21 protein-coding genes, 4 tRNA genes and 1 pseudogene are annotated in these 22,240 nt (G+C 66.2%); 18 read left to right on the top strand and 8 right to left on the bottom strand.

Annotated features, from left to right (window positions below; all coding sequences use genetic code 11):
- Nucleotides 1–646, top strand: a pseudogene (locus tag QZZ29_RS08985) (NADP-dependent phosphogluconate dehydrogenase); the annotation flags it as partial.
- On the opposite strand, the gene QZZ29_RS08980 reads toward QZZ29_RS08985, so the two are convergent.
- On the bottom strand, nt 643–1,344 hold the full coding sequence (locus QZZ29_RS08980) for a dihydrofolate reductase family protein (RefSeq protein WP_291382710.1): 702 nt from the start codon (nt 1,342–1,344) through the stop codon (nt 643–645). The pseudogene QZZ29_RS08985 and the gene QZZ29_RS08980 overlap by 4 nt on opposite strands.
- A gap of 50 nt (nt 1,345–1,394) precedes the next feature.
- On the opposite strand from QZZ29_RS08980, the gene zapE reads away from it, so the two are divergent.
- Nucleotides 1,395–2,357, top strand: a complete 963-nt coding sequence (gene zapE, locus QZZ29_RS08975) for a cell division protein ZapE (RefSeq protein ID WP_291382708.1) — start codon at nt 1,395–1,397, stop codon at nt 2,355–2,357.
- A 2-nt stretch (nt 2,358–2,359) separates the two neighbouring features.
- On the opposite strand, the gene QZZ29_RS08970 is transcribed toward zapE, so the two are convergent.
- Genes QZZ29_RS08970 through treY form a run of 3 tightly spaced genes read right to left on the bottom strand, consistent with a single transcriptional unit; the run spans nt 2,360 to nt 7,487 of the window.
- A complete protein-coding gene (locus QZZ29_RS08970) occupies nt 2,360–3,223 on the bottom strand; it encodes a polyphosphate kinase 2 family protein (RefSeq protein ID WP_291382707.1) in 864 nt (287 codons plus the stop codon).
- Nucleotides 3,223–4,974, bottom strand: coding sequence for a malto-oligosyltrehalose trehalohydrolase (gene treZ, locus QZZ29_RS08965; protein WP_291382705.1), 1,752 nt, complete (start codon nt 4,972–4,974; stop codon nt 3,223–3,225). Before treZ ends, QZZ29_RS08970 begins: the two co-directional genes overlap by 1 nt.
- Nucleotides 4,971–7,487, bottom strand: a complete 2,517-nt coding sequence (treY, locus tag QZZ29_RS08960; RefSeq protein WP_291382703.1) for a malto-oligosyltrehalose synthase — start codon at nt 7,485–7,487, stop codon at nt 4,971–4,973. Before treY ends, treZ begins: the two co-directional genes overlap by 4 nt.
- Nucleotides 7,488–7,594: 107 nt before the next feature.
- Between treY and QZZ29_RS08955 the strand changes: the two genes are divergently transcribed.
- The 3 genes from QZZ29_RS08955 (at nt 7,595) to QZZ29_RS08945 (ending at nt 10,809) form a co-directional block, all read left to right on the top strand.
- The gene (locus tag QZZ29_RS08955; protein WP_291382702.1) at nt 7,595–8,251 is read left to right on the top strand and encodes an ABC transporter permease; all 657 of its coding nucleotides are present in this window, start codon (nt 7,595–7,597) and stop codon (nt 8,249–8,251) included.
- Nucleotides 8,236–8,370, top strand: coding sequence for a hypothetical protein (locus QZZ29_RS08950; RefSeq protein WP_291382700.1), 135 nt, complete (start codon nt 8,236–8,238; stop codon nt 8,368–8,370). The genes QZZ29_RS08955 and QZZ29_RS08950 overlap by 16 nt, the downstream gene beginning before the upstream one ends.
- A 201-nt stretch (nt 8,371–8,571) precedes the next feature.
- Entirely contained in the window at nt 8,572–10,809 is a 2,238-nt protein-coding gene (locus QZZ29_RS08945) for a 6-phosphofructokinase (RefSeq protein WP_291382698.1), read from the top strand.
- A 124-nt stretch (nt 10,810–10,933) separates the two neighbouring features.
- On the opposite strand, the gene QZZ29_RS08940 is transcribed toward QZZ29_RS08945, so the two are convergent.
- The 3 genes from QZZ29_RS08940 to QZZ29_RS08930 form a co-directional block, all read right to left on the bottom strand.
- A tRNA-Val gene (locus QZZ29_RS08940) sits at nt 10,934–11,005 on the bottom strand.
- Nucleotides 11,006–11,045: 40 nt separating this feature from the next.
- Nucleotides 11,046–11,927, bottom strand: a complete 882-nt coding sequence (locus QZZ29_RS08935; RefSeq protein WP_291382696.1) for an aminotransferase class IV — start codon at nt 11,925–11,927, stop codon at nt 11,046–11,048.
- On the bottom strand, nt 11,924–13,024 hold the full coding sequence (locus tag QZZ29_RS08930; RefSeq protein ID WP_291382694.1) for a chorismate-binding protein: 1,101 nt from the start codon (nt 13,022–13,024) through the stop codon (nt 11,924–11,926). The genes QZZ29_RS08935 and QZZ29_RS08930 overlap by 4 nt, the downstream gene beginning before the upstream one ends.
- Nucleotides 13,025–13,139: 115 nt before the next feature.
- On the opposite strand from QZZ29_RS08930, the gene QZZ29_RS08925 reads away from it, so the two are divergent.
- The 3 genes from QZZ29_RS08925 (at nt 13,140) to QZZ29_RS08915 (ending at nt 13,396) form a co-directional block, all read left to right on the top strand.
- A tRNA-Gly gene (locus QZZ29_RS08925) sits at nt 13,140–13,212 on the top strand.
- Between the two features lie 32 nt (nt 13,213–13,244).
- Nucleotides 13,245–13,315: transfer RNA gene (locus tag QZZ29_RS08920), tRNA-Cys, on the top strand.
- A gap of 6 nt (nt 13,316–13,321) precedes the next feature.
- A tRNA-Val gene (locus tag QZZ29_RS08915) sits at nt 13,322–13,396 on the top strand.
- Nucleotides 13,397–13,416: 20 nt separating this feature from the next.
- Here QZZ29_RS08915 and QZZ29_RS08910 read toward each other — a convergent pair.
- Nucleotides 13,417–13,764: a cytoplasmic protein gene (locus tag QZZ29_RS08910; protein WP_291382693.1), complete on the bottom strand. Its 348-nt coding sequence runs from the start codon at nt 13,762–13,764 to the stop codon at nt 13,417–13,419.
- A gap of 106 nt (nt 13,765–13,870) precedes the next feature.
- Here QZZ29_RS08910 and QZZ29_RS08905 point away from each other — a divergent pair, with 106 nt between their 5' ends.
- The 10 genes from QZZ29_RS08905 to QZZ29_RS08860 all read left to right on the top strand — a co-directional run bounded on the left by QZZ29_RS08905 (nt 13,871) and on the right by QZZ29_RS08860 (nt 22,124).
- Nucleotides 13,871–14,032 (top strand): antitoxin, encoded by a 162-nt coding sequence (locus tag QZZ29_RS08905; protein ID WP_291382691.1) that lies wholly within the window; start codon nt 13,871–13,873, stop codon nt 14,030–14,032.
- A gap of 125 nt (nt 14,033–14,157) precedes the next feature.
- Nucleotides 14,158–16,155 carry a threonine--tRNA ligase gene (thrS, locus tag QZZ29_RS08900; RefSeq protein ID WP_291382690.1) on the top strand — a complete coding sequence of 666 codons (1,998 nt, stop codon included), beginning with the start codon at nt 14,158–14,160 and terminating at the stop codon, nt 16,153–16,155.
- Nucleotides 16,155–16,706, top strand: coding sequence for an HIT domain-containing protein (locus tag QZZ29_RS08895; protein WP_291382689.1), 552 nt, complete (start codon nt 16,155–16,157; stop codon nt 16,704–16,706). The genes thrS and QZZ29_RS08895 overlap by 1 nt, the downstream gene beginning before the upstream one ends.
- Nucleotides 16,707–16,726: 20 nt before the next feature.
- Nucleotides 16,727–17,392, top strand: a complete 666-nt coding sequence (gene pgsA / locus QZZ29_RS08890) for a phosphatidylinositol phosphate synthase (RefSeq protein WP_291382688.1) — start codon at nt 16,727–16,729, stop codon at nt 17,390–17,392.
- Nucleotides 17,389–18,279: a phosphatidylinositol mannoside acyltransferase gene (locus QZZ29_RS08885; RefSeq protein WP_291382687.1), complete on the top strand. Its 891-nt coding sequence runs from the start codon at nt 17,389–17,391 to the stop codon at nt 18,277–18,279. The genes pgsA and QZZ29_RS08885 overlap by 4 nt, the downstream gene beginning before the upstream one ends.
- Nucleotides 18,280–19,431, top strand: a complete 1,152-nt coding sequence (locus tag QZZ29_RS08880) for a glycosyltransferase family 4 protein (RefSeq protein WP_291382686.1) — start codon at nt 18,280–18,282, stop codon at nt 19,429–19,431.
- A complete protein-coding gene (pdxS, locus tag QZZ29_RS08875) occupies nt 19,428–20,336 on the top strand; it encodes a pyridoxal 5'-phosphate synthase lyase subunit PdxS (protein ID WP_291382685.1) in 909 nt (302 codons plus the stop codon). Before QZZ29_RS08880 ends, pdxS begins: the two co-directional genes overlap by 4 nt.
- The gene (locus QZZ29_RS08870; RefSeq protein ID WP_291382683.1) at nt 20,326–20,844 is read left to right on the top strand and encodes an NUDIX domain-containing protein; all 519 of its coding nucleotides are present in this window, start codon (nt 20,326–20,328) and stop codon (nt 20,842–20,844) included. Before pdxS ends, QZZ29_RS08870 begins: the two co-directional genes overlap by 11 nt.
- Nucleotides 20,841–21,428: a pyridoxal 5'-phosphate synthase glutaminase subunit PdxT gene (gene pdxT / locus QZZ29_RS08865; protein ID WP_291382681.1), complete on the top strand. Its 588-nt coding sequence runs from the start codon at nt 20,841–20,843 to the stop codon at nt 21,426–21,428. The genes QZZ29_RS08870 and pdxT overlap by 4 nt, the downstream gene beginning before the upstream one ends.
- 75 nt (nt 21,429–21,503) lie before the next feature.
- A complete protein-coding gene (locus QZZ29_RS08860; RefSeq protein WP_291382680.1) occupies nt 21,504–22,124 on the top strand; it encodes a winged helix-turn-helix transcriptional regulator in 621 nt (206 codons plus the stop codon).
- The last annotated feature ends 116 nt before the right edge of the window (nt 22,125–22,240 follow it).

Below are 22,240 nucleotides of genomic sequence, written 5' to 3'. Positions count from 1 at the left end.
GGGACGCTGGACCGTGCAGAGTGCCCTCGATCTTGGCGTCCCCGTGACCGGCATCGCCGAGGCGACGTTTGCGCGCGCCATTTCGTCCCAGCGGGCACAGCGAGAGGCCGGGCGCACGGTGTTGTCCGGCGCCGCAGGCGAATTCCACATCGGCAATCGCGAGGGCTTCATCGAAGACGTTCGCGTCGCGCTCTACGCGTCAAAGGTGGTGGCGTACGCGCAGGGCTTCGACCAGATCCAGGCCGCGTCTGAAGAGTACGGCTGGAACATCGACCGCGGCGCCATGGCGCGCATCTGGCGGGGCGGCTGCATCATCAGGGCGCGGTTCTTGAACCGGATCACAGAGGCTTATGAGCGCAACCCCGAGCTTCCCAGCCTGTTGGTGGATCCGTATTTCACCGACGCGGTGGCCGAGGGCCTGTCCGGGTGGCGCCGTGTTGTCGCGCAGGCCGCCCTCGCGGGCGTGCCGGCGCCCGCGTTCTCGTCGTCCCTGTCGTACTACGACTCCTTGCGTGCCGACCGCCTTCCGGCGGCGCTGATCCAGGCCCAGCGGGACTTCTTCGGCGCCCACACCTACAAGCGGATCGACAAAGAGGGCACCTTCCACACGCTGTGGTCCGGCGATCGCACCGAGGTTGAGGCCTAGTCTCGGACCCATCGTTCCATCGTAAAACCGCCGCCCTCGAGCCTGTGGGTCAGCGCGAAGCACGTGGGAATGCGCGGAACGTCGGGTTGACCGTCGCCGCCAGCGATCGCGGAATGAGTGAGGCAGACGTCGTCGATAGCGTTGGCGGCGAGCAGCCAGGAGGCGAGTGTCGGCCCGCCCTCGCACAGGATCCTGGTGATGCCACGTGCGGCGAACGCCGCGGTCAGAACGTCGGCGTCGAGCGCGTCGTGTCCGGCGACGATGACACGATCGGCTGGCAGCGGGGGGTCCGCCGCCGCGGGCGCTTGCGACGTGGTGACCACCCAGGTGCGTTGCGGGTCGAGGCCGTCGGGGATGGCGCCGCTGTAGGTCACGATGGCCAGGTCTGGTCCGGTGGCGGCCTCGGCGGGCAAGGGGATGTCGGTGTAATGCTCGCCTCTAGCGGTCTCGCCCCCCACCAGCACCACCTCCGCTTGGGCCCTCAACAGGCGCAGAATTCTGCGATCGGCGGGCCCGCTGAGGGACCTCGACGAACCATCGGAACCGGCCACGCAGCCATCAGCAGAGGCGATCGTTCCCCATCGCACCACGCCGGGGTGATGGGCGTAGACCACTTCAAGCGGATCCAGGTGGCCCGGCTCGGGAGCCGGCCACGGGCGCTGCAACGGCCATACCTCGGTGAGATCGCGCTCGTTCATGTGGCTCCCTTGCGCTCCTACGGCCCTCCCTCACACTACTGTGGGACATCGTGAACATCGTGGGACGCAGGCCACTGGTCGAGGGACCGGAGTTAGTCGCGTCGTTGACCGTGCCTCCGCATTTTGCCGACGCGACCTTCGACACGTATCGTCCTGATCGGAGTTTTCCCTCGCAGGCAGCGGCACTGTCGGCGGCGCGAGGGTTCGCCTCCGGAGCGAGCGGACGGGTGCGACGCAGTTCCGCGGGCCGGGGTCTTTACCTCGATGGCGGGTTTGGCGTGGGCAAGACCCACCTGTTGGCCGCTCTCGCAATATCCATGGGCTCCCGCGCCGCGTTCGGCACGTTCGTGGAGTACACGCACCTGGTGGGTGCACTCGGCTTCGCCTCGGCAAGGGACGCGCTGGCGGATTTTCGTGTGGTCTGCATCGACGAATTTGAGTTGGACGACCCCGGCGACACGGTGCTGATGGCGCGTCTCATGCGAGAACTTGCTGACGAAGGAGTGGCGCTGGCGGCGACGTCGAACACTCTGCCGGACTCGCTAGGCGAAGGCCGGTTCGCCGCTGACGACTTCCGACGCGAGATCCAGGCGGTGTCCCGCGTGTTTGACGTGGTCACCATCGACGGGCCGGACTATCGGCATCGCGGTGAGCTCGCCTTCGTCATCTCAAGTCCGGAGGCTGTCGCGCTTGTCGCCGACAGGTGGGGTGGCGTGGTGGAGGTGTGGCCCGCCCTTGTCGAGGACCTCGCCCACGTCCATCCCAGTCGGCTCGGCGCGTATGTGGAGGGGGTCCGCTACCTGGGACTGACCGGCGTGAAACCGCTCGACAACCAGGCTCAGGCGTTGCGGGTAGTGAGTCTCGTCGACAGGCTGTACGAGGCCGACGTCAGCATCGTGTCCTCCGGGGAGTCGCTTGGCGAAATCTTCCCCGCCGAGATGCTCTCTGGGGGGTATCGTAAAAAGTACTTTCGGGCGCTGTCCAGGCTGTCGGCGATGTGTGCGGGCGAGTAGATCTACTTCCGTAGTGCGCTGACGCGTGCCTTCTGGGCGTCCACGTCAAAGTCGGCGGCAGGCCATTCTAGGTTCATTGCCTCGAGCGTCGCCGCCAGAAGTTCGGTCACGGCCATCCGCGCGAACCATTTGCGATCGGCGGGGATCGCGTACCACGGCGCGGCGTCGGGCGAACATCGGTCAAAGACGGCCTGGTATGCCTCCATGTAGGCGTCCCAGTAACCGCGCTCGTCGATGTCTCCCGGGTTGAACTTCCAGTGCTTGTCAGGTCGGTCGAGTCGCTGAGACAGTCGTTCAAGCTGCTCCTGTGGGGACACCATCAGCGCGCACTTAATGATGCGGGTGCCCTCATCGATGCGGCGCTGCTCCCACGCGTTGATCTCGTCGTATCGCTTGCCCCACACGTCGGGGGGGACCAATTCGTGGACCCTCACCACCAGGACGTCTTCATAGTGTGAACGGTCGAACACACCGATCTTGCCCGCGGAGGGAAGCGCCTTCTCGATGCGCCAGAGGTAGTGATGAGATCGTTCCTTCTGGGTCGGCACGCCGAAGGAGTGGTGTTGGACTCCTTGCGGATCCACCATGCCAAGAACGTGGCGAACAATCCCGCCCTTGCCTGCGGTGTCCATGCCCTGAAGGACGAGCAGCACGGACCGCGTGCCGTCCGCACGGCCCTCGGCGAACAGCTGCTCCTGCAGATCGCTGAGGTGTGTGCCGCGCGCCTTGAGGAGGTGTTTGCCGTCCTTCTTGTCGCCCGTGAAGCCCGGGGTTCCCGCGAAGTCGAAGTCCGTGATGGAGAATCCGTCGCGCACCCGCAGGGTCTCGTGGGGAGACTGGTGCCACGCCTTGTCCTGTTTTCCCATCAGTCCTCCTCGAGTGCCACGAGCGCCACGGAGTCGGGTGGGAGAGTGAAACCGTCGCCGAGTTCGGTGACCTTGCCGAACGCCGCGACCGGCGTGCCGTGAACCTGCATCGGCGCGTCGGAGAGGTTGGCGTGCACCGCCACGGGGCCGCTCATCGTCACCTGACGGGGTCCGGCCTCGGATAACGAGACGGGGTGCCGGGTCCACGCGCCGTCGCGCAATGTCAGCCGCCTCGCCCGGATCACATGAGACATCCACTCCCGAATAGCCGTCTGCTGCGCGCCAGTCGAACCCAGCCCCGGGCCCACCTTGGAACGCAAGAAGGTCTGTCGGTCCTGCGGGTCCGGTACGTCCACGTGGCCGCCGTAGAGGGCCTCCCACCCGTGCCCCGCGAACTCGCTCATGCGTCCCGCGGACACCGCCGAACCCAGCGGCTCGTCGTGGTCGGTGAAGAACATGAACGGCCGCGTCTCGCCATACTCCTCGCCCATGAACAGCATGGGCGTGAACGGGCTGAGCAGGATGAGCGCGAGGGATGCGGCTTGGGCTCCAGGGCTGAGGGACGACGACGGGCGGTCGCCGAGGGCGCGATTGCCCACCTGGTCGTGGTTCGAGGCGAACACCACAAACCGTTGACGGTCCATGTCGTCCGGAACGGGAGCGCCCCACGTCTTGCCTCGGAAGCTGGACATGCCGCCGTCGTGGACAAAGACCTTGCGGTAGGCCTTGTCGAGGGTCTCAAGGGAGCCAAAGTCCGCGTAGTAGCCGTGCGTCTCGCCGGTGAGGTACGAGTGAAGGGCGTGGTGGACATCATCCGCCCATTGGGCGGTCATCCCCAAACCGCCCTCGGACACGGGCGTCACCATCTGGGGCTGATTGAGATCGGACTCGGCCACCAGCGAAAGCGGCCTGCCGAGTCGGCCGGCGAGTTCCGCGGTGCGCTGTGACAGTTCCGCCAACAGGTGCGTGGGCGAGTCGTCGACCAAGGCGTGCACGGCGTCCAGTCGCAGCGCGTCGATGTGAAAGTCCTCACACCACCGCAACGCGTTGTCGACGATGAAGGAGCGCATGCCCTGTGACCCGGGCTGGTCCAGGTTGACCGCCCATCCCCACGGCGTCTCGTGCGCGTCCGTGAAGTAGGGGCCGAACTGGCCGAGGTAGTTTCCGTCGGGCCCCAGGTGGTTGTAGACGACGTCGAGGCACACGGCCACACCCTCGGCGTGGGCGGCGTCGACGAACCTTTGGAGGGCGCCGGGGCCGCCGTAGGCCTCGTGCACCGCATACAGCGAGACGCCGTCGTAGCCCCAACCGCGGCTGCCAGGGAACGCCGCGACCGGCATGAGTTCAATCATCTCGATCCCGCGGGCGGCCAGGTCCTTCAAGTGGCGCCCGACGATCGCGTCGAGGGTTCCGGCGGGAGTGAAGGTGCCGATGTGGAGTTCGTAGGTGACGGCGCCGCGGGCGTCGCGCCCTGCCCACCCGGCATCGGTCCATGCGAACTGCCCCGCGTCGAAGCATCGTGAGAAGCCGTGCACGCCGCGCGGTTGCCACGCACTGCGCGGATCGGGGAAGGGGCCCTTCCCGTCGACCTCGAACGCGTAATCGTCGCCCGCGGACGCCACGGGACCGATCCACCAGCCGTCGTCTGACCTGACCATCGGCGCCGCAGTGGCGTCGATTCCTGGTTGTGCCGGTCGCACGTGACACGTGACGGCCTTCGCCTCGGGTGCCCAGACAGTCAGTTTGCTCACGCACGCTCCAGAAGTGCGACCGGGTAGGTCTTGAGGATTTCGCGGAGCGCGGCTTGGCCGCCGTCAAACGTCGCGCCCGTCAGGGTGTCCAGCCACCGGCCGTCGGGGAGGGTGACGGTGTGCTCCCCCCATCCGCCGAGATGTTCCAATTCCATGGCCACGCGGGTCGCGACCGTGATGACCGCGGGGATCTCTGCTTCGGTGCGGGCGAAAACCACCGCATGCCCGGAGGAGGAGGGCAGCGGCACGTAGCCCGCGAGCTCGCCGACGAAGGCCGCCGAGTGGGCCAACCGAGCCTGGAGCGCTCGCAGGGTGAGCCGGTGCTTCTCCTCGGAGAGGTTGCGCGTCTTGCTGCGCCCCGCAATGCGTCCCAACTGGCTTGCCAGGTGGACAAAGTCGACCGGCCGGCGGTTATCCGGGTCCACGAGCAGTGGCCGGAACTCCTCGGTGCCCTGGTACACGTCGGGCACGCCGGGGATGGTGAGCTGGACCAGCTTTTGCGCCAGCACCGCGGCACGCACCCCGTCTTCGGTCATGGCTGTCCACTCGGACACGAGGTCACGCACCGCCGGATCGGAGTGGGTGGCCTGGGCGAACCACAACACCGCAGTCTCGTAGCCCTCATTGACGCTGGTCCACGTAGTGTGGGTCTTCGCCTCCCGCATGGCCTTGATCAGGTAGCCCTCGAGGCGATCCCATGGCATGAGGGTGCCATCCATGTCGACGGTCCCGACGAGCGTCTGCCACCACAGGTTCTCCGTTCGGCCGTCCAACTCGGCGGGACGCATCTCGGCCGTGATGTCGCGCACCTGGCCAAGCCACGCGTCCCACTGATCGGAAACCTCGCTCAGGACGCCCAACCGGGCACGGACGTCCTCGGAGCGTTTGGTGTCGTGCGTAGTGAGAGTGGTCATGGCGTGCGGGTAGGTGAACTGCTGATCGGCCGCCCACGCATGAAATCCGGCGGGCGGCACGGCGAAGCGTCCGGCGGGCGAGCCCACCTCGCACAAGGGCAGCAAGTGGGTCCAGCGGTAATACGCGGTGTCCTCGACACCCTTGGCCATGACGGCGCCGCACGCTTGCTGGAATCGCGTGATCAGTTGCGTTCGGGCCGCCTCAAACGTCTTGCCTGCCGAGCCAACCTCCGAACCCTTCAGGAGGTCGACCACCACGTCGAGGGTCTCGTGACGTTCGGGGTCGAGTTGGGCGCGGGCGCTGGCGGCGGCAGCGTCGATTGCCTCGAGAGAAGACGGGGTCGAGGTGACGCCGGGAATGACGTAGGCGCGGTAGCGGCCGAACGTCACGAGCATCGTGCGTATGCAGTCGTACAGCGATCTCCAGGTGTGGTCACGCAAGCGCACATCGGACTTGCACACCTCGTGCGCGAGTGTCGCGAGCCTTCTGGTTTCGGAGGACAACGAGTCCTTGACGATCTCGCGCTTGGCCTCGTCGATGATGCCGGGCAAGGATCCCATGGCATCACCGGTCAGTTGGAACAGGGTGCCCGCCAGGGGGGCGGCGCCTGCGGGATCACGAAGCAGCGCGCCGACGCGCCATGACGCGTCGTAGCCCGTGGTGCCCGCGGTCTTCCAGGACGTGGGCAGCCTTTCCTCGTCCTCCAGGATCTTCTCGACGACGATCCACGCTCCCTCCGTCGCGTCAGACAGTTGCGCGATGTAGCCGGCCGGGTCTGCCAGGCCGTCGGGATGGTCGATGCGGAGCCCCTGAAGCGTGCCGTCCTTGACCAGATCGATGATGCGGCGGTGGGTGGCCTCGAAGACGTCCAGATCCTCCACTCGGACGGCAACCAGCGAACCGACGTCGAAGAACCGGCGGTAGTTGAGCTCCTCGTTCGCAACCCGCCAGTACGCGAGTCGGTAGTGCTGCTCCACGACGAGCGTGTCCATAGGCAGGTTTTCGGTGCCTTCGCGAACGGGGAAGACGTGGTCGTAATAGCGAAGCACCGGCACCTCGCCGGCCTCTTCAAATCCGGGAACCACCAGGGTGTCGAGCGTGAGTTCGTCCCGGGCCAGGACGGAGCCGATGCGATCGCCAAGGATCGGCATGAGCACGCCGTCATTGCTTGACCAGTCCACGTCGAACCAGTGAGCGTAGGGGGAGGCCTCGCCCTCGGCGAGCACCGACCACAGCGCCCGGTTGTGGTAAACGGGCGTCGGCACCGACATGTGATTGGGCACCACATCCGCGATGAGGCCGATGCCCCGCTCGCCGGCTTCCCAAGCGAGCGCACGCAGGCCCTCTTCGCCGCCTAGCACCTGTGCAACGCGCGAGTGATCCACGACGTCGTAAGAATGTGTTGAACCCGGAGCCGCCGTGAGAATGGGGGAGAGGTACAGGTGACTGATGCCGAGCGCGGCAAAGTAGTCCAATTGCGCTCGGGCGTCATCAAAGGTGAAGTCGGGCGTGAGTTGCACGCGATACGTCGACACGGGTACTGGCGCGTCTGCGCGATGTCCCAGCCGCTTGGCGCGTTCGTGAGGTGCGTCTGCCATCCGATGTGCCCGTTCTGTGGTGTCTTCTCATCATGTCAGAGGCATGGCCAGCGAGTGTTTCGATGTCGCGCAGCGCGGGACGCGGACGAGTCGACCGGCCACGACGCATGACCTCCCCGGGGCCGGGGATGCCGCGGCCGGAGTCGCCCTGGAACGACCACGGCCGCTTCATCCTCGGGCTCGCCGCCACCGTCCTCGTGATCGGCACCGGCGCGGGCTTCTACGGCGTCCAGGTGTTTGCCAGGACTCTGCCGGCGGTGCTGGTGACCCTGGTGCTCGCGTCGGTGTCGTTCAGTGCGATGGGTCTGGCGTTCGCTCTCTTGCTGCCCACACCGCAGGCGACGACTGCCGTCACCAACGGGATCGTCATGCCCCTGGCGTTCGTGTCCGACACGTTCATGGTCAACGGGACGCTCCCTGCATGGATGTCGACGCTGGGCTGGATGTTCCCGCTCAAGCACGTGGTGAATCTGACTGGCGACGCGCTCAACCCGTACCTGACCGGCAGCGCGTTCCAACTCGAGCAGGATCGCAACTCGGTGCGACAAGGCCCGGCGCGGTCCGTCCCCGCATCAGACGCCCGGCCCCGCCGCACCGCCTCCCCGTCGCCCGTCACGCTACTGGCTGACCCAACGATGCAGTCCGTGCGGATCCTGTCCCGCGATGCCTGGTCCGTGTTCTTCGCCGTCGCCTTCCCGATACTTCTTGTGGCGCTGATCCCGAGCGTCAATGGGGCGGCGACCAACTCATGGACCATGGTCTGACCCTCGGTGCGTTCTTCGCCGCCACCCTGGCTGTGTACGGCGCTACGGACACGGCCTACGTCAACCTTCCGACGGGACTGTGCGAGGCCCGCGACCTGGGTGTGCCCCAGCGCGTATGAGGCACGCCACTTCCCGCGTGGGCCCTGCTGACCGGAAGAGTGATCGGCGCCGTGGACCCTCGCGGGTGCTCTCGTCGTGGCCCTCCGATTCAGTTGGATGCGTCTCGAACCTCGCTCGCAATCTGGCAAGGCCCAGGGTCCACGCTGAGCGGTACGGCCCGTAGGCTGATCAGTGCCCAACCTTTGACCGAGAGACGAGCGATGGACGAGTCGACCGAACCCCGCAACCCAGCCCCCCGGACCGCGATCGCCGTCCTCACCTCTGGCGGCGACGCTCAGGGGATGAACGCCGTCGTCCGCGCCGTCGTCCGTACGGCAATTGGCGCTGGCGCCGACGTGTATGCGGTCTACGAGGGGCTTCAGGGGCTCGTCGACGGCGGCGATCGGATCGCCAAGTTCGGATGGGGCTCCGTCAGCTCGATCTTGCACCGCGGCGGCACGGTGATCGGGACCGCGCGCTCGACGGAATTCCGGCAGCGTGCGGGCCGACTCAAGGCTGCGCGCAACTTGGTTCGGCACGGCATTGACCGGATAGTTGTCATCGGTGGTGACGGATCCCTCACCGGAACCGACCTGTTCCGCAGCGAGTGGTCCGGTCTGCTGGCCGAACTCGTGGGCGGCGGGGAGATCACGGTCGAGCAGGCCGCGCGGCATAGCCACCTGTTCATCGCCGGAGTGGTCGGTTCGATCGACAACGATATGGTCGGCACGGACATGACCGTCGGGGCCGACTCGGCCCTGCATCGCATCATCGAGGCGATCGACGCGCTCTCGAGCACGGCAGCGAGCCACCAGCGCTCGTTCGTGGTGGAGGTGATGGGCCGGCATTGCGGATACCTCGCCCTGATGAGCGCGATCGCTGGCGGCGCCGACTACGCCTTCATTCCCGAGAACCCGCCGCCCGAGGGGTGGGAGGACGAGCTCTGCGATCGGCTACGCGCCGGCCGTGCCGCCGGTCGGCGCGACAGCATCGTCGTGGTCTCTGAGGGTGCCCGCGACCGCGCCGGCAACCCGATCACCAGCCAAGATGTCCGTGACGTTCTCCAGGACCGCCTCGGAGAAGACACCCGCGTGACGATTCTCGGCCACGTCCAGCGCGGAGGGACGCCCAGCGCCTACGACCGCTGGATGCCGACCATTGTGGGGCACGCCGCCGCCCTCGAGGTGGTCAACGCCGGACCAGACCACGAGCCGCAGCTCATCGGCGTGCGCAACCACCGCATCCATCGCACACCCCTGATGGCCGCCGTTGAAGCCACTCGGGAGATCACCCGACTCGTCGAGGCGGGCGATTACGACGCTGCCATGGCCGGGCGGGGGGCATCCTTCCCGGAGATGGTCCGGGTCTTCCGCGGCATTGCCATGGCCGCCCCGCCGCAGTCGGGTTCCGGCTCGCGCATCGCGATCCTGCATGCGGGCGGGCTCGCCCCCGGGATGAACACCGCCGTGCGGGCCGCCGTGCGGTTTGGCATTTCCAACGGCCACACGATGCTTGGCGTCAGGGGAAGCTTCCAGGGCCTGATGGACGGGAAGATTAGCGAGCTGACCTGGGGCGACGTCGAAGGCTGGGTCGGGATCGGCGGCGCGGAGCTCGGCACGAGCCGCGCCACGCCGAGTGTCGAGCAGTACTACGCCGTCAGTCGTGCGCTGGAGAATCACCATATCGACGCGCTGCTCGTGATCGGCGGTCACCGGGCCTACGAGGCCACCTACCGGATGCTCCAGGAGCGCGATCGCTACCCGGGTTTCCAGATACCCGTCATCTGCCTGCCCGCCACGATCGACAACAACCTGCCCGGTTGGGAGATGGCGATCGGCGCGGACACGGCTCTGTGCGAGATCGCCAGCGCTGTGGACCGGCTCAAGCAGTCGGCGATGGCTTCACGGCGGTGTTTCGTCGTGGAGGTGATGGGCCGGTACTGCGGCTACCTCGCCTTCTTCGGGGCGTTGTCTGTCGGCGCCGAGCGGGCCTACCTCCACGAGAACGGTGTCACGCTCGCCGACCTCTCGGCCGACGTCACGGAGATGAAGGCGGGCTTCGCCGCAGGACGGAGCTTCCACCTGGCTATCCGCAACGAGGCCGTCAGCTCCGGGTACACCACCAGTTTCATGTGCCAACTTTTCGCCGAGGAGTCGGAGGGCGCTTTCGACGTCCGTCCGATGGTGCTGGGGCATCTCCAGCAGGGCGGCAATCCGACGCCGTTCGATCGCGTCCAGGGCACACGCCTGGCGGCGTACTGCGTCGACTGGCTGCACGGACAGATCGACGCTGGCAAGCGCGAGTGGGGCTTCATCGGGTTGACGGACGGCCGGCTCGCCACCATTCCGCTGAAGACCATGCCGGATCTGGTCGACATGGAATATAGCCGTCCGGTGGACCAGTGGTGGACCGCCATGCAGCCGATCATGGACGCGCTCGCGGTCGAGCCGCCTCGATAGGCGCGTCCGCGTTGGGCCGTCATGCGCGCACGCGGCCGCGGTCAAGGGCCTGACGCCCGGGACGCCATGAGCAGGTGAGAGACAAACATGAAAGTCCCCGGCCACTGACCGGGGACTTTGCTAGTGGGCGATACTGGGATCGAACCAGTGACCTCTTCCGTGTGAAGGAAGCGCGCTACCCCTGCGCCAATCGCCCCGAAGCGGACTCAATACTAGCGGGTATTGAGCCGCGGGTGTCACACTGCGGAGCGCGTGCGTGGGGGCGGCGGATCGTGTTCTGCCTTGGCGCGCGACTCGTACATCTCCGATACCCTGCGCAGCAGCGGACCCTCGTGCACGTCTGCGCCGTCCAGCCACACGATCGGCGCAAGCCCACGCGTCGAAGAACTCACCGCAGCGAAGGCATCGCCCTGGCGCACCTCGTCGAGAACCCCCATCTCCAGTTCTCCCGGAGCGGCGACGCGCACCGGCATCCCGACTTTGGCTGCCCACTCAAGCACGAGTCCACGGGTGATGCCGGCAAGACAGCCCGATGACAGCGGCGGCGTCACGACCTCGCCGCGACGCTCGATGAACACGTTCGAGCCGGTGCCCTCGCACAGGTAGCCGAACGTATTGGCTACAAGCGCCTCATCCGCATCCTGCCGCGCTGCGAATTGCGCCATCACCACATTCTCGGCGTAGGACGTTGACTTCACGCCCGCGATGGCCGACCGCTCGTTGCGCCTCCACGGCGCCCGCACCGCACGGCACCTGAGTGGCGCGCTACCCGGACCACCCCAGATGATCACATTCGGCTTGCCGGTGCCGCGCACGGAGCCCATCGGCCCGCTACCGGACACCACGGTGATACGCAGCCGTGCGACCTCGGTCGGATTGGCCTCCAAGACCTCACGAATACCCTGCCGAACGGTCGGGATGTCCACTGCCTGCATGCCCATGCGATCAAGCGAATATTGCAGCCTGACAAGATGCCTGGTCAGCGCGAACGGGTCGCCGTCCTTGACGGCAAGGGTCTCAAAGACGCCATCGCCCACGGTCACGCCGTGGTTGCTCGCCGACAAGATCGGCTCATTCGCCGGGTAGAGGGTCCCATCGACCCACACGACCGCGCTCATGGCGTCATTGTCCCGGCAGATGCCAGGCCGATCAACCTTCTGGCCTTCAACTCGGTCTCCACCCACTCTCCGGCAGGGTCCGATCCCCAGGTGATCCCCGCCCCGGTACCGAACCGCAAGGTGCCTCCAAGGTCATCGTCCCACCAAAACGTGCGTATCCCGACCGCCAGTTCCGCGCGCCGACGGTCCGCATCGACCCAGCCGATGGCGCCGCAGTAAGGGCCCCTCGGCGCCGTTTCCTCACGGGCAATGATGCGAAGCGCCGACGACTTCGGCGCGCCGCTCACCGAGCCAGGCGGGAAGGTGCCGTCAAACATCGCTGGCCACAGCTCCGGCGTCCAGTTGTAGTCGCGTGCAAGGCGGGCCGTCACCGTTGACTGGAGGTGCGCAAGACCGGGGTGCTGGTGGTGGCCCAGCAACTCGGGCACGGCGACCGTTCCCGGTGTCGCGGTGTGAGACAAGTCGTTGCGAATGAGGTCAGTGATCATGACGTTTTCAGCCTCGTCCTTGTCCAACATCTGCATGCCGGGAGCTGCGGTTCCCTTGATAGGAGATGACGTCACGACATCGGCGTCGATGCCGAGGTACAGCTCGGGGGACGCGGACACCACCCAACAGCCGGGCCACCGCCGCGAAGCCGGAATCACGATGTGGGCCGCATGGCGGGCCGGATTGCCTTTGGCAAGAACGTGGGATAGGGCCACCGCGTCGGGGCCCGGGGTCGGCGCTGGCAGCGGCGCGCTCAACACCCGGCACAGGTTCGCCTGATAGACCTCGCCCTCGCGAATGTCGTCACGTATCGCACTCACACCACGCATGTACTCACCGCGGTCGAGCGAACTGACCCAGGCGGCGGCCGACGGGCCGTTCCAAGGGCGCGAAACTTCGCTGACCCTTTCGGCTGACGAACCACGCTCAACGTGGGCAAAACGCCACGCATCGATCCGACCCTCGAAGGTGCCGACCACCACCCAAAAGCCCTCCTGCGACAGGCGATGGCCATCGGTTCGGGCGTCGATGTGCTCCACGGGTCGCTCGGCCCAGATCCCTCGAAAAGCGGCGCTTCCGTGCCGCCGGGGATCGTCAAGCCAGGTCATGCGCTCACGCTACTGGGCGGGGCGCGAAGCCGCCTTGTTCTGAGTGTCGCGAGTTGGTAATCGCTCCCCGGATGGGCTACAGTCAATCCTCGTTCAAGGCCTCAAAACCTTGCGCGCGGACGTGGCTCAGTTGGTAGAGCATCACCTTGCCAAGGTGAGGGTCGCGGGTTCGAATCCCGTCGTCCGCTCGGTGGTAGGCGCCCTCGGGCGTCGGCCTGGCGGTGGAGTGGCCGAGAGGCGAGGCAGCGGCCTGCAAAGCCGTCTACACGGGTTCGAATCCCGTCTCCACCTCGCATGGGGCGATTGGCGCAGCGGTAGCGCGCTTCCCTGACACGGAAGAGGTCACTGGTTCGATCCCAGTATCGCCCACCACAACGAGGGTCTGCAGAGGGCTACTTGTTGGGGCCCAATGCGTCTGTTCCAGCGGAGATCCCTGCAGGCGCAGGTTCCTTCAGTTCGACAAAGAACACGTCCGTGTCCGTTTCGCCGATGTTGTGGCCGGCATGCGATTGCGCGGCAAGCCACACGGCGCGGCCAGCGGGAAGGTCGACCTCGGCCTTGCGGTCGCCCTGGATGAGCTCCCTGCGGAAGCTGCTCGCCGTGATCATCACCGAATCGGGGTGATCATGGGGCAGCGTGAGGGTTCCGGGCTCGTCGTGATATTTGAGCACCCTGACCCTCTCGTTCTCAAAGACAACGGAATAGTGCTTAGGGTTTGTTGCGACCGGGTCGGGGGACATGACCTCAAGATACTCCTGAAGTGGTCTTCGCGGTCGATGGACAACGTCGGCGGGGCAGAGCGGTGTCGATTACCATCGCGGATATTCATCAACGAAAGAGGACTCCATGGATCTCGGCGACATGATGGACAAGGCGAAGGACGCTGCGAAGAACGTCTCCGACGAGCAGATTGAGCGGGCCCGCGATGCGGTCGACGACAAGGTTGACGACAAGTTCGACGGCGCGCTCGATGCTGTGACGGATCAAGCGAAGAAACTGAACGACTAGAACCACCCCCAAGCGAACCCGACGAAGCACTGCTCCGGGGTCGCTTGTGTGTCCAGATGGGCGCCGGGTCGGTAGCATCGTCGGGGAGCGCATGCCGCGCACCACTGACCACGAGGAGTCTTCACGTGCCGAGTATCAACGCGACCATCGACGGCGTCGAGCGTCAGGTCGAACAGGGCACGACGGGCCTCGACGTGTACGGCGACCGCCGCGACGTCGTGGTGATGCGGGTGGCCGGGGAACTTCGCGACCTCGCCAGCGAGATCCACCCGAACGACGCGGTGGAGGCGGTACTGATGACCGAGCCGGACGGGCTCAACGTGCTGCGCCACTCGGCGACGCACGTGATGGCACAGGCCGTGCAGCAGTTGCGCCCGGACGCCAAGCTTGGCATCGGCCCCTTCATCACGGACGGCTTCTACTACGACTTTGACGTCGAGGAGCCCTTCACCCCCGAGGACCTGAAGGCACTCGAAAAGGCCATGCAGCGCATCGTGAAGGAAGGGCAGACCTTCCGTCGGCGCGCGTTGAGTCAAGACGAGGCCCTCGCGGAGCTGGCGCACGAGCCGTACAAGTGCCAGCTGCTCAACAGGGCGGCGGGAGTCGACGGCGCCGAGGGTGTCTCGGTCGAGGTGGGGGCGGGCGAGACCACCATCTACGACAACCTCAATCGTCAAGGCGAAACCGTGTGGAAGGACCTGTGCCGCGGTCCGCACGTGCCGAGCACGAAGGTGCTCGCGAACGGCTGGGCACTCATGCGTAGCGCCGCCGCGTACTGGCTAGGCAGCGAGAAGAACCCGCAACTGCAGCGCATCTACGGCACGGCATGGCCCACCAAGGAGGAGTTGCTCGCGTACAAGGACCGACTTGCCGAGGCGGAACGCCGCGACCACCGTCGCCTGGGCCTGGAGATGGACCTCTTCTCGTTCCCCGACGAGATCGGATCGGGCCTGGCCGTCTTCCATCCCAAGGGCGGCATCGTCCGCATGGAGATGGAGGAGTACTCGCGCAAGCGCCACATCGAGGAGGGCTACGAGTTCGTCTACACCCCTCACGCGACCAAGGCGAACCTGTTTCAAGTATCGGGTCACCTCGACTGGTACGCAGACGGCATGTACCCGCCCATGCACCTCGATGAGGAGCGCGATGCGGCCGGCAACGTCACCAAGCAGGGTCAGGACTACTACCTGAAGCCGATGAACTGCCCGATGCACAACCTGATCTTCCGCTCGCGTGGCCGCTCGTACCGCGAGTTGCCGCTGCGGCTCTTCGAGTTCGGCACGGTGTACCGCTACGAGAAGTCGGGCGTGGTCCACGGCCTGACCAGGGCGCGAGGCTTCACCCAGGACGACGCCCACATCTACTGCACCCGTGAGCAGATGAAGGACGAGCTGACCACCACGCTGAACTTCGTGTTGGGACTGCTCAAGGACTACGGCCTGACCGATTTCTACTTGGAACTGTCCACCAAGAACCCGGAGAAGTTCGTGGGTGAGGACGATGCGTGGGAAGAGGCCACCGAGACGTTGCGCCAGGTGGGCATTGAGTCGGGCCTCGAGTTGAGAGACGATCCGGGCGGCGCCGCCTTCTACGGACCCAAGATCTCCGTGCAGACGCGAGACGCGATCGGCCGGTCGTGGCAAATGTCCACCATCCAGTTGGACTTCAACCTGCCCGAACGATTCGAACTCGAATACACGGCCGCCGACAATTCCCGCCAGCGCCCGGTCATGATTCACCGCGCGCTGTTCGGCTCCATCGAGCGCTTCTTCGCGATCCTGACCGAGCACTACGCGGGCCAGTTCCCCGTGTGGCTCGCGCCCGTTCAGGTCAGGGCGATACCCGTGGCGGAGGCGTTCAACGACTACCTCGCCGACATCGCGGCCCAGTTGCGCGCCAAGGGCGTCCGAGTCGAGGTCGACACCTCCGACGAGCGCTTTCCCAAGAAGATTCGCACCGCATCCAAGGAGAAGGTTCCGTTCGTGCTCATCGCCGGCGGCGACGATGTCGAGGCCGGCGCAGTGTCGTTCCGGCTGAGGGACGGCAGCCAGGACAACCAGGTGCCCGTGGACGTTGCGGTGGCACGCATCGAAGAAGCAATCGAGACGCGGGCGCAGGTCTGATGGTGGAGTGGACCGACGCAGAGACGATGGGCGGGGAGCCCGATGGCTTCGAGCGCCTGTGGACGCCGCATCGGATGGCGTATGTCAAGAACGCGTCGGACCGTCCGGACATGGACGGCGCCCACCAGTGCCCCTTGTGCAAGACGCCCGAGGACAACGACCGCGACCATCTCATTGTGTACCGTGGCACCGCTTGTTACGTGGTGCTGAATCTGTACCCGTACAACCCCGGCCATCTCATGATTTGCCCGTACCGCCACGTAGGCTGGTACACGGAGATCACCGATGCCGAGCGCGACGAGATGTCGGCGTTGACGCAGAGTGGCATGCGGGTGCTTCGGCATCTGACGGGGACCGCAGGCTTCAACGTCGGCATCAATCAGGGCAAAACCGGCGGCGCCGGTATTCATGAGCACTTGCACCAACACGTGGTGCCACGGTGGGTCGGAGATTCGAATTTTCTGCCCATCATCGCGAGAACCAAGGCGTTACCCGAGCTTCTCGACGACACGTGGCAGCGTGTCAGTGAGGCGTGGGCGAAGACCGCTTAGCGGTCCAACGAGGAGAACACATGTTTGGCAAGCTGCGGCCCGTCATGGCCGCAATCTGGAGGGCTCCCGCGAGCGCACTCGTCAAGGCGGGAGTGCACCCCAACGCCGTCACGATGGTGGGCACCGTCGGCGTGGTGGTGGGCGCTATCGTGTTCTTGCCTCGCGGCGGAGCCGCGCTGTTCTGGGGCGTCCTCGTCATCACCTTCTTTGTGATCACCGACATGCTTGACGGCACCATGGCTCGGCTGTCTGGCAAGAGCAGCCGCCTCGGCGCGTACCTCGACTCAACCCTCGACCGCGTGGCCGACGCCGCCATCTTTGGCGCGCTCGTGTGGGGCTTTCGCGTCGACGAGCCGTGGACGGCGCTGGCCGCACTGATGTGCCTGACGCTGGGTTCCTTCGTTCCTTATGCCAAGGCCCGGGCCGCGAGTCTCGGGATCGAGACCGCGAACGGCATCGCGGAGCGGTCCGACCGCCTCGTCATCGGCCTGACCGCGACTGGACTCGTCGGCCTGGGTCTGCCGCTGATGGTGCTCACGGTCACGTTGTGGCTGCTTGCCGCCGCGTCCGCGTTCACGGTGGGACAACGCACGTGGACGGTTGTCACAGTGCAGATGGACGAGAATCGCGCGGCGAGTAAGGCCTCTGAAGCGTCGGCGTCGGCGGATCACACGTCCAACGGATGAACGCCTTTATTGTGGCGTGGAGAGTGTCGCGCCGTGCGCCGGTCAGCGCGATCCGCGCTGCGGCCTGGCTTGTCGCCATGTACGGGTGGGTGAGGAATGCCAAGCCGGCGCGGCGTCTTGAACACAATCTGAACCGCGTGACCGGCCTGGAGGGTCGCGAACTGCGTCGCCTGAGCCGCCGGGGTATGGCGTCGGCCGCCAGATACTACGCGGACGTGCTCGAACTGCCGCGGATGAGCGGAGACGTCATCGATGCCAGGGTGCGCATGGAAGGCTTCGACGACGTCGCGTGGGTGCTCGAGCGCGAAGCTGGCGCGGTGGCCGTGCTGGGCCACTCGGGCAACTGGGATCTGATCGGCGCCTACGCATGCCGCAACGTCATCAAGATCACGAGTGTGGCGGAGGTGCTCGAGCCGCGAGAGGTGTACGACGAGTTTGTCGCGTTCCGCGAGCGCCTGGGCATGCAGATTCTGGGCCACGAGGGTGGCGCGACCTTTCGGCAGTTGCTGCGCATCACCACATCCGAGCACACGCTGGTGTGTCTCTTGAGTGACCGCGACCTTTCCGGAAGCGGCGTTCAGGTGTCGATGTGGGGTCATCAGGTGCGTGTGGCGCCGGGTCCCGCCGCGCTGGCACTGGCCGCGCACACCGTGCTCCTGCCTGTCGGAGTTCGCTACGAACGCCTGCACGGCGCCCGCCGTCGCGCCGCCAAATCACGCTGGGGCGTGGTGATGACGTTCAACGAGGCTCTCTTGCCGGAGCACTTCACCGGGCGTGACAAGGTGGACACCATGAGTCAGGCGTGGGCCGAGTCAGTTGCGCGCACCATTGCCGCGCACCCCGAGGATTGGCACATGCTCCAACGATTCGGCTGGGTGGAGGTCTAGGTGCGCATCGGCATCGTGTGCCCCTACTCGCTGGATCGGCCAGGGGGCGTGCAGTTGCACGTGATTGACCTGGCCGAGGCGCTGATACGCAGGGGTCACCATGTGTCCGTGCTGGCCCCGTCGGCCACCGACACCGGGCTACCCGACTACGTGCGCTCGGCGGGCCGGTCCATCCCCGTGCACTACAACGGCTCCACCGCACGGCTCACCTTCGGCCTGGTCGCGGCCGCGCGCGTACGACGCTGGATGGCCGACGGCAACTTTGACGTGGTGCACCTTCACGAGCCGGGAGCGCCGTCGTTGAGCGTGATCGCGATGTGGGCTCGCCTGGGGCCCACCGTCGCCACGTTCCACACATCGAATGACGATTCTCGCCTGATGCGGCTCGGCAAGCCGTGGATCAAGCCAGGCTTCGAGGAGCTCGACGCCCGCATCGCCGTTTCGCCGTCCGCGGCGCGCACCGTCAAGGAGCACTTGCGCGTCGAGGCCACCCACATCATTCCCAACGGCGTGGACACGTCCGACTACTTTGACGCCGCGCCCCGCGAGGAGTGGATGGGCACGCAGGACGCACCCACGATTGGCATCCTCGGCAGGATGGATGAGCCCCGAAAGGGGTTGGACGACTTTCTCGCCTCCATTCCGTTGGTACGGGAGAGTCACCCACGTGCCCGGTTCCTGGTGGCGGGCCGCTTCTCCGATCGCGTTGCGGCGCGTACCGCTCGCAGTGGAGCTGAGGTGGTGGGCGAGCTCGACGAGTCTCAGAAGGCCGAGTTCATGTCCTCCGTGGATGTCTACTGCGCGCCCAACACGGGCGGGGAATCCTTTGGCATCGTGCTGGTCGAGGCCATGGCGGCGGGAGCCGCCGTGGTCGCGAGCGATCTGGTGGCATTTCGAGACGTCGCCACAACCGACGACGGCGAAGAATGCGCGGCGTTCTTCCCGGTGGGCAGTGCACATGGCCTCGCGGACCGGGTGTGTGCCTTGCTCGACGATCCGACGGGGCGTACGGCGCTAGCGGAGCGGGGCCGAGTCCGTGCAGGCACCTTCGACTGGCACCAAGTCGCGCCCCGCATCGAAGAGACATATCGCGACGCCATTAGACTGGACGCAAGCTTCTTCCCCCAACGAGCGAAGGAAACTCCAGCATGAGCGACAGCTCCGCATCCGTCAGCCCGCAGGTCGGCACCGACCTCGTCAAGCGAGGCATGGCCGAGATGCTCAAGGGTGGAGTCATCATGGATGTGGTGACTGCCGACCAGGCCAAGATTGCCGAGGACGCGGGGGCGGTTGCCGTAATGGCACTCGAGCGTGTTCCTGCAGATATCCGTGCGCAGGGTGGCGTCGCCCGCATGTCAGACCCGGACCTGGTGCAGGGCATCATCGACGCCGTGTCGATTCCCGTCATGGCGAAGGCGCGCATCGGCCACTTTGTCGAGGCTCAGGTATTGCAGAGCCTTGGCGTGGACTACGTGGACGAGTCCGAAGTGCTGACTCCGGCCGACTACGCCAACCACATTGACAAGTGGAACTTCACCGTGCCGTTCGTGTGTGGGGCCACCAACCTGGGCGAGGCGCTGCGGCGGATCTCCGAAGGCGCGGCGATGATCCGCTCCAAGGGCGAGGCTGGCACAGGGGATGTCTCCAACGCCACCACGCACATGCGTCAGATCCGCGCCCAGATCCGGGCGCTGACCGTGATGCCGGAAGACGAGCTGTACGTGGCCGCCAAGGAGTTGCAGGCGCCCCTTCCGCTGGTCCGGGAGATCGCTGCCACCGGCAAGCTGCCCGTCGTCCTCTTCACTGCGGGAGGCATCGCTACACCTGCGGACGCCGCCATGATGATGCAGTTGGGGGCAGAGGGTCTGTTCGTCGGCTCCGGCATCTTCAAGTCCGGCAACCCTGCCGAACGGGCAAAGGCGATCGTCAAGGCGACCACCTTCTTCGACGACCCCTCGGTGATCGCCGAGGTGTCCCGCGGGTTGGGCGAGGCCATGGTGGGCATCAACGTGGACGACGTCCCCGAGCCTCACCGTCTCGCCGAGCGTGGCTGGTAACACGCCCCCCACCGGGCCAGTCGAGCGGGAAGGCGCCCGCGTCCTCTTGCTGTCTGACGACGGCAGGTTGCTGGTGCTTCGCGGCCACGACCCTCACCTTCCCAGCCGGTCATGGTGGTTTACGCCCGGCGGGGGAGTCGAGGGTACCGAAACCGTGCGCGAGGCCGCAGCGCGGGAACTCGCCGAAGAGACCGGCTACGTGGTGGAACCCGAGGAACTCATCGGCCCCGTGTGGGAGCGGACCGCGTACTTTGACTTCAAGAGCAGGCCGTACGTGCAGCACGAGTACTTCTTTGTGGCGCGGCTTCCTGACGCCGATGTGTCGCCCGACGGGCCATCGACGTGGACCGCCGATGAGGAGGAAACGATTGACGAGATCGCGTGGGTGACGCAGCACGACCTTCGGCACGCGAGCATCGAGGTCTTCCCCGAGCAGTTGCGTGAGTCATGGGACGTGTTCACGGGGTGGGACGGCACCGTGATCAGCCTGGGCGAGGCCCACGAATGACACGCGTGGGGGTGCTCGCGTTGCAAGGCGACGTCCGCGAACACGAGGCCGCACTGGCAAGACTCAGCGCCGAGTCGGTCAAGGTGCGCAGGCTGGCGGAACTCGAGTCCGTCGACGCGATCATCATTCCGGGCGGCGAGTCCACGACGATCGACAAATTGCTGCGAGCCTTCGACCTCTTCGATCCCTTGCAGCGACGCATCGAGGAGGGCCTGCCCGTGCTCGGGACCTGCGCCGGCATGATCATGCTGGCCACCGACATCATCGGCGGCATCGAGGGGCAGCGGACGCTCGGGGCGATCGACATGACGGTGAGGCGCAACGCGTTTGGCCGACAGGTGGACTCCTCCGAGGTGGAACTCACCTGGATTCCGGACGGGTCGACCATGCACGCCACCTTCATTCGCGCCCCGTGGGTGGAGAAGTGGTCAGACGCCGTGGAAGTGCTGGCGATCGACCAGGCGCACGGGGGTGCCGTCGTGGCGGTGCGACAAGGCAACGCGATCGCCACCAGCTTTCACTCGGAGATCTCGGACGACGACAGGGTGCATGCCTTGCTGGTGGATCTCGCCCGCTGGGTGTAGACGCCTCCCAACGTGATCTCCCGATATCAAGGTTTCAGACTTGATGAGTACGCATCAAGGCACTAGCATTGATACATGTTCGTCATCACGGCAGACCAGCGCTGCTCCACACGTCACGGCGACAGGGTGGACGCGCTCCTCGAAGAACTCGAGCAATGGACGGCCACGTGGACAGACCACGTGGCCTTGGCCCCCGAGCGCACCGTGGGGGATGAGGTGCAAGCGGTGCTGCTCTCGGCGGAGGCCGCCGTCGACCTCTCGTTGACCCTCATGCGGGCTTCGCACTGGTCCGTCGGGATCGGGGCCGGTCACGTGGAGCTGCCGCTGCGTTCGACTGCCCGCGCGAGTTCTGGGGCCGCGTTCGTGAACGCGAGGCGAGCCGTCGAGCGGGCGCGCGGCAGGGGAGAGCCCGTCCCGCTCGTCGTCGCTGGGGAGAACCCCGAGGCTGAAGAGTCGGCCACGGCTGTACTTCAGCTGCTCGCGTCGGTAGTGCGCAGGCGATCGGACGCCGGCTGGGAGGTGAGCGATCTGCTGAAGCCAGGCGTGACCCAACGTGACATTGCGGCGACACTGGGTATCTCGACCCAGGCGGTGAGCCAGCGGATCGCTTCTGCCATGCTGGACGAGGAACGCAGGGCGAGACCGGTCGCGGTGGCTCTCCTGCACGAGGTTGACGGAGGGGCGAAGAGCGCATGAGCGTCGTCGTCTGGATACTGGTGGCCGCCGCCTCACTGGGACTTTCGGCGGGAGGAGGGGCATGGGTAGTCGGCGCCATCCTCGGCGGCATCCTGGCCAGCCACCCGGAGGCAATC

The organism is Demequina sp. (assembly GCF_016278765.1).
Lineage (GTDB): Bacteria > Actinomycetota > Actinomycetes > Actinomycetales > Demequinaceae > Demequina.
Note: the sequence above shows the minus strand (reverse complement) of the source record. Positions and strands in the feature narration are given on the sequence as shown.

Coding starts and splice junctions, on each gene's coding strand:
- pgsA (WP_291382688.1), top strand. CDS start 16,727: ATGTTTGGCAAGCTGCGGCCCGTCATGGCCGCAATCTGGAGGGCTCCC.
- pdxS (WP_291382685.1), top strand. CDS start 19,428: ATGAGCGACAGCTCCGCATCCGTCAGCCCGCAGGTCGGCACCGACCTC.
- QZZ29_RS08935 (WP_291382696.1), bottom strand. CDS start 11,927: ATGAGCGCGGTCGTGTGGGTCGATGGGACCCTCTACCCGGCGAATGAG.
- QZZ29_RS08950 (WP_291382700.1), top strand. CDS start 8,236: ATGGACCATGGTCTGACCCTCGGTGCGTTCTTCGCCGCCACCCTGGCT.
- QZZ29_RS08980 (WP_291382710.1), bottom strand. CDS start 1,344: ATGAACGAGCGCGATCTCACCGAGGTATGGCCGTTGCAGCGCCCGTGG.
- pdxT (WP_291382681.1), top strand. CDS start 20,841: ATGACACGCGTGGGGGTGCTCGCGTTGCAAGGCGACGTCCGCGAACAC.
- QZZ29_RS08970 (WP_291382707.1), bottom strand. CDS start 3,223: ATGGGAAAACAGGACAAGGCGTGGCACCAGTCTCCCCACGAGACCCTG.
- QZZ29_RS08895 (WP_291382689.1), top strand. CDS start 16,155: ATGGTGGAGTGGACCGACGCAGAGACGATGGGCGGGGAGCCCGATGGC.
- QZZ29_RS08910 (WP_291382693.1), bottom strand. CDS start 13,764: ATGTCCCCCGACCCGGTCGCAACAAACCCTAAGCACTATTCCGTTGTC.
- QZZ29_RS08930 (WP_291382694.1), bottom strand. CDS start 13,024: ATGACCTGGCTTGACGATCCCCGGCGGCACGGAAGCGCCGCTTTTCGA.
- treY (WP_291382703.1), bottom strand. CDS start 7,487: ATGGCAGACGCACCTCACGAACGCGCCAAGCGGCTGGGACATCGCGCA.
- QZZ29_RS08860 (WP_291382680.1), top strand. CDS start 21,504: ATGTTCGTCATCACGGCAGACCAGCGCTGCTCCACACGTCACGGCGAC.
- QZZ29_RS08955 (WP_291382702.1), top strand. CDS start 7,595: ATGACCTCCCCGGGGCCGGGGATGCCGCGGCCGGAGTCGCCCTGGAAC.
- QZZ29_RS08945 (WP_291382698.1), top strand. CDS start 8,572: ATGGACGAGTCGACCGAACCCCGCAACCCAGCCCCCCGGACCGCGATC.
- QZZ29_RS08885 (WP_291382687.1), top strand. CDS start 17,389: ATGAACGCCTTTATTGTGGCGTGGAGAGTGTCGCGCCGTGCGCCGGTC.
- QZZ29_RS08905 (WP_291382691.1), top strand. CDS start 13,871: ATGGATCTCGGCGACATGATGGACAAGGCGAAGGACGCTGCGAAGAAC.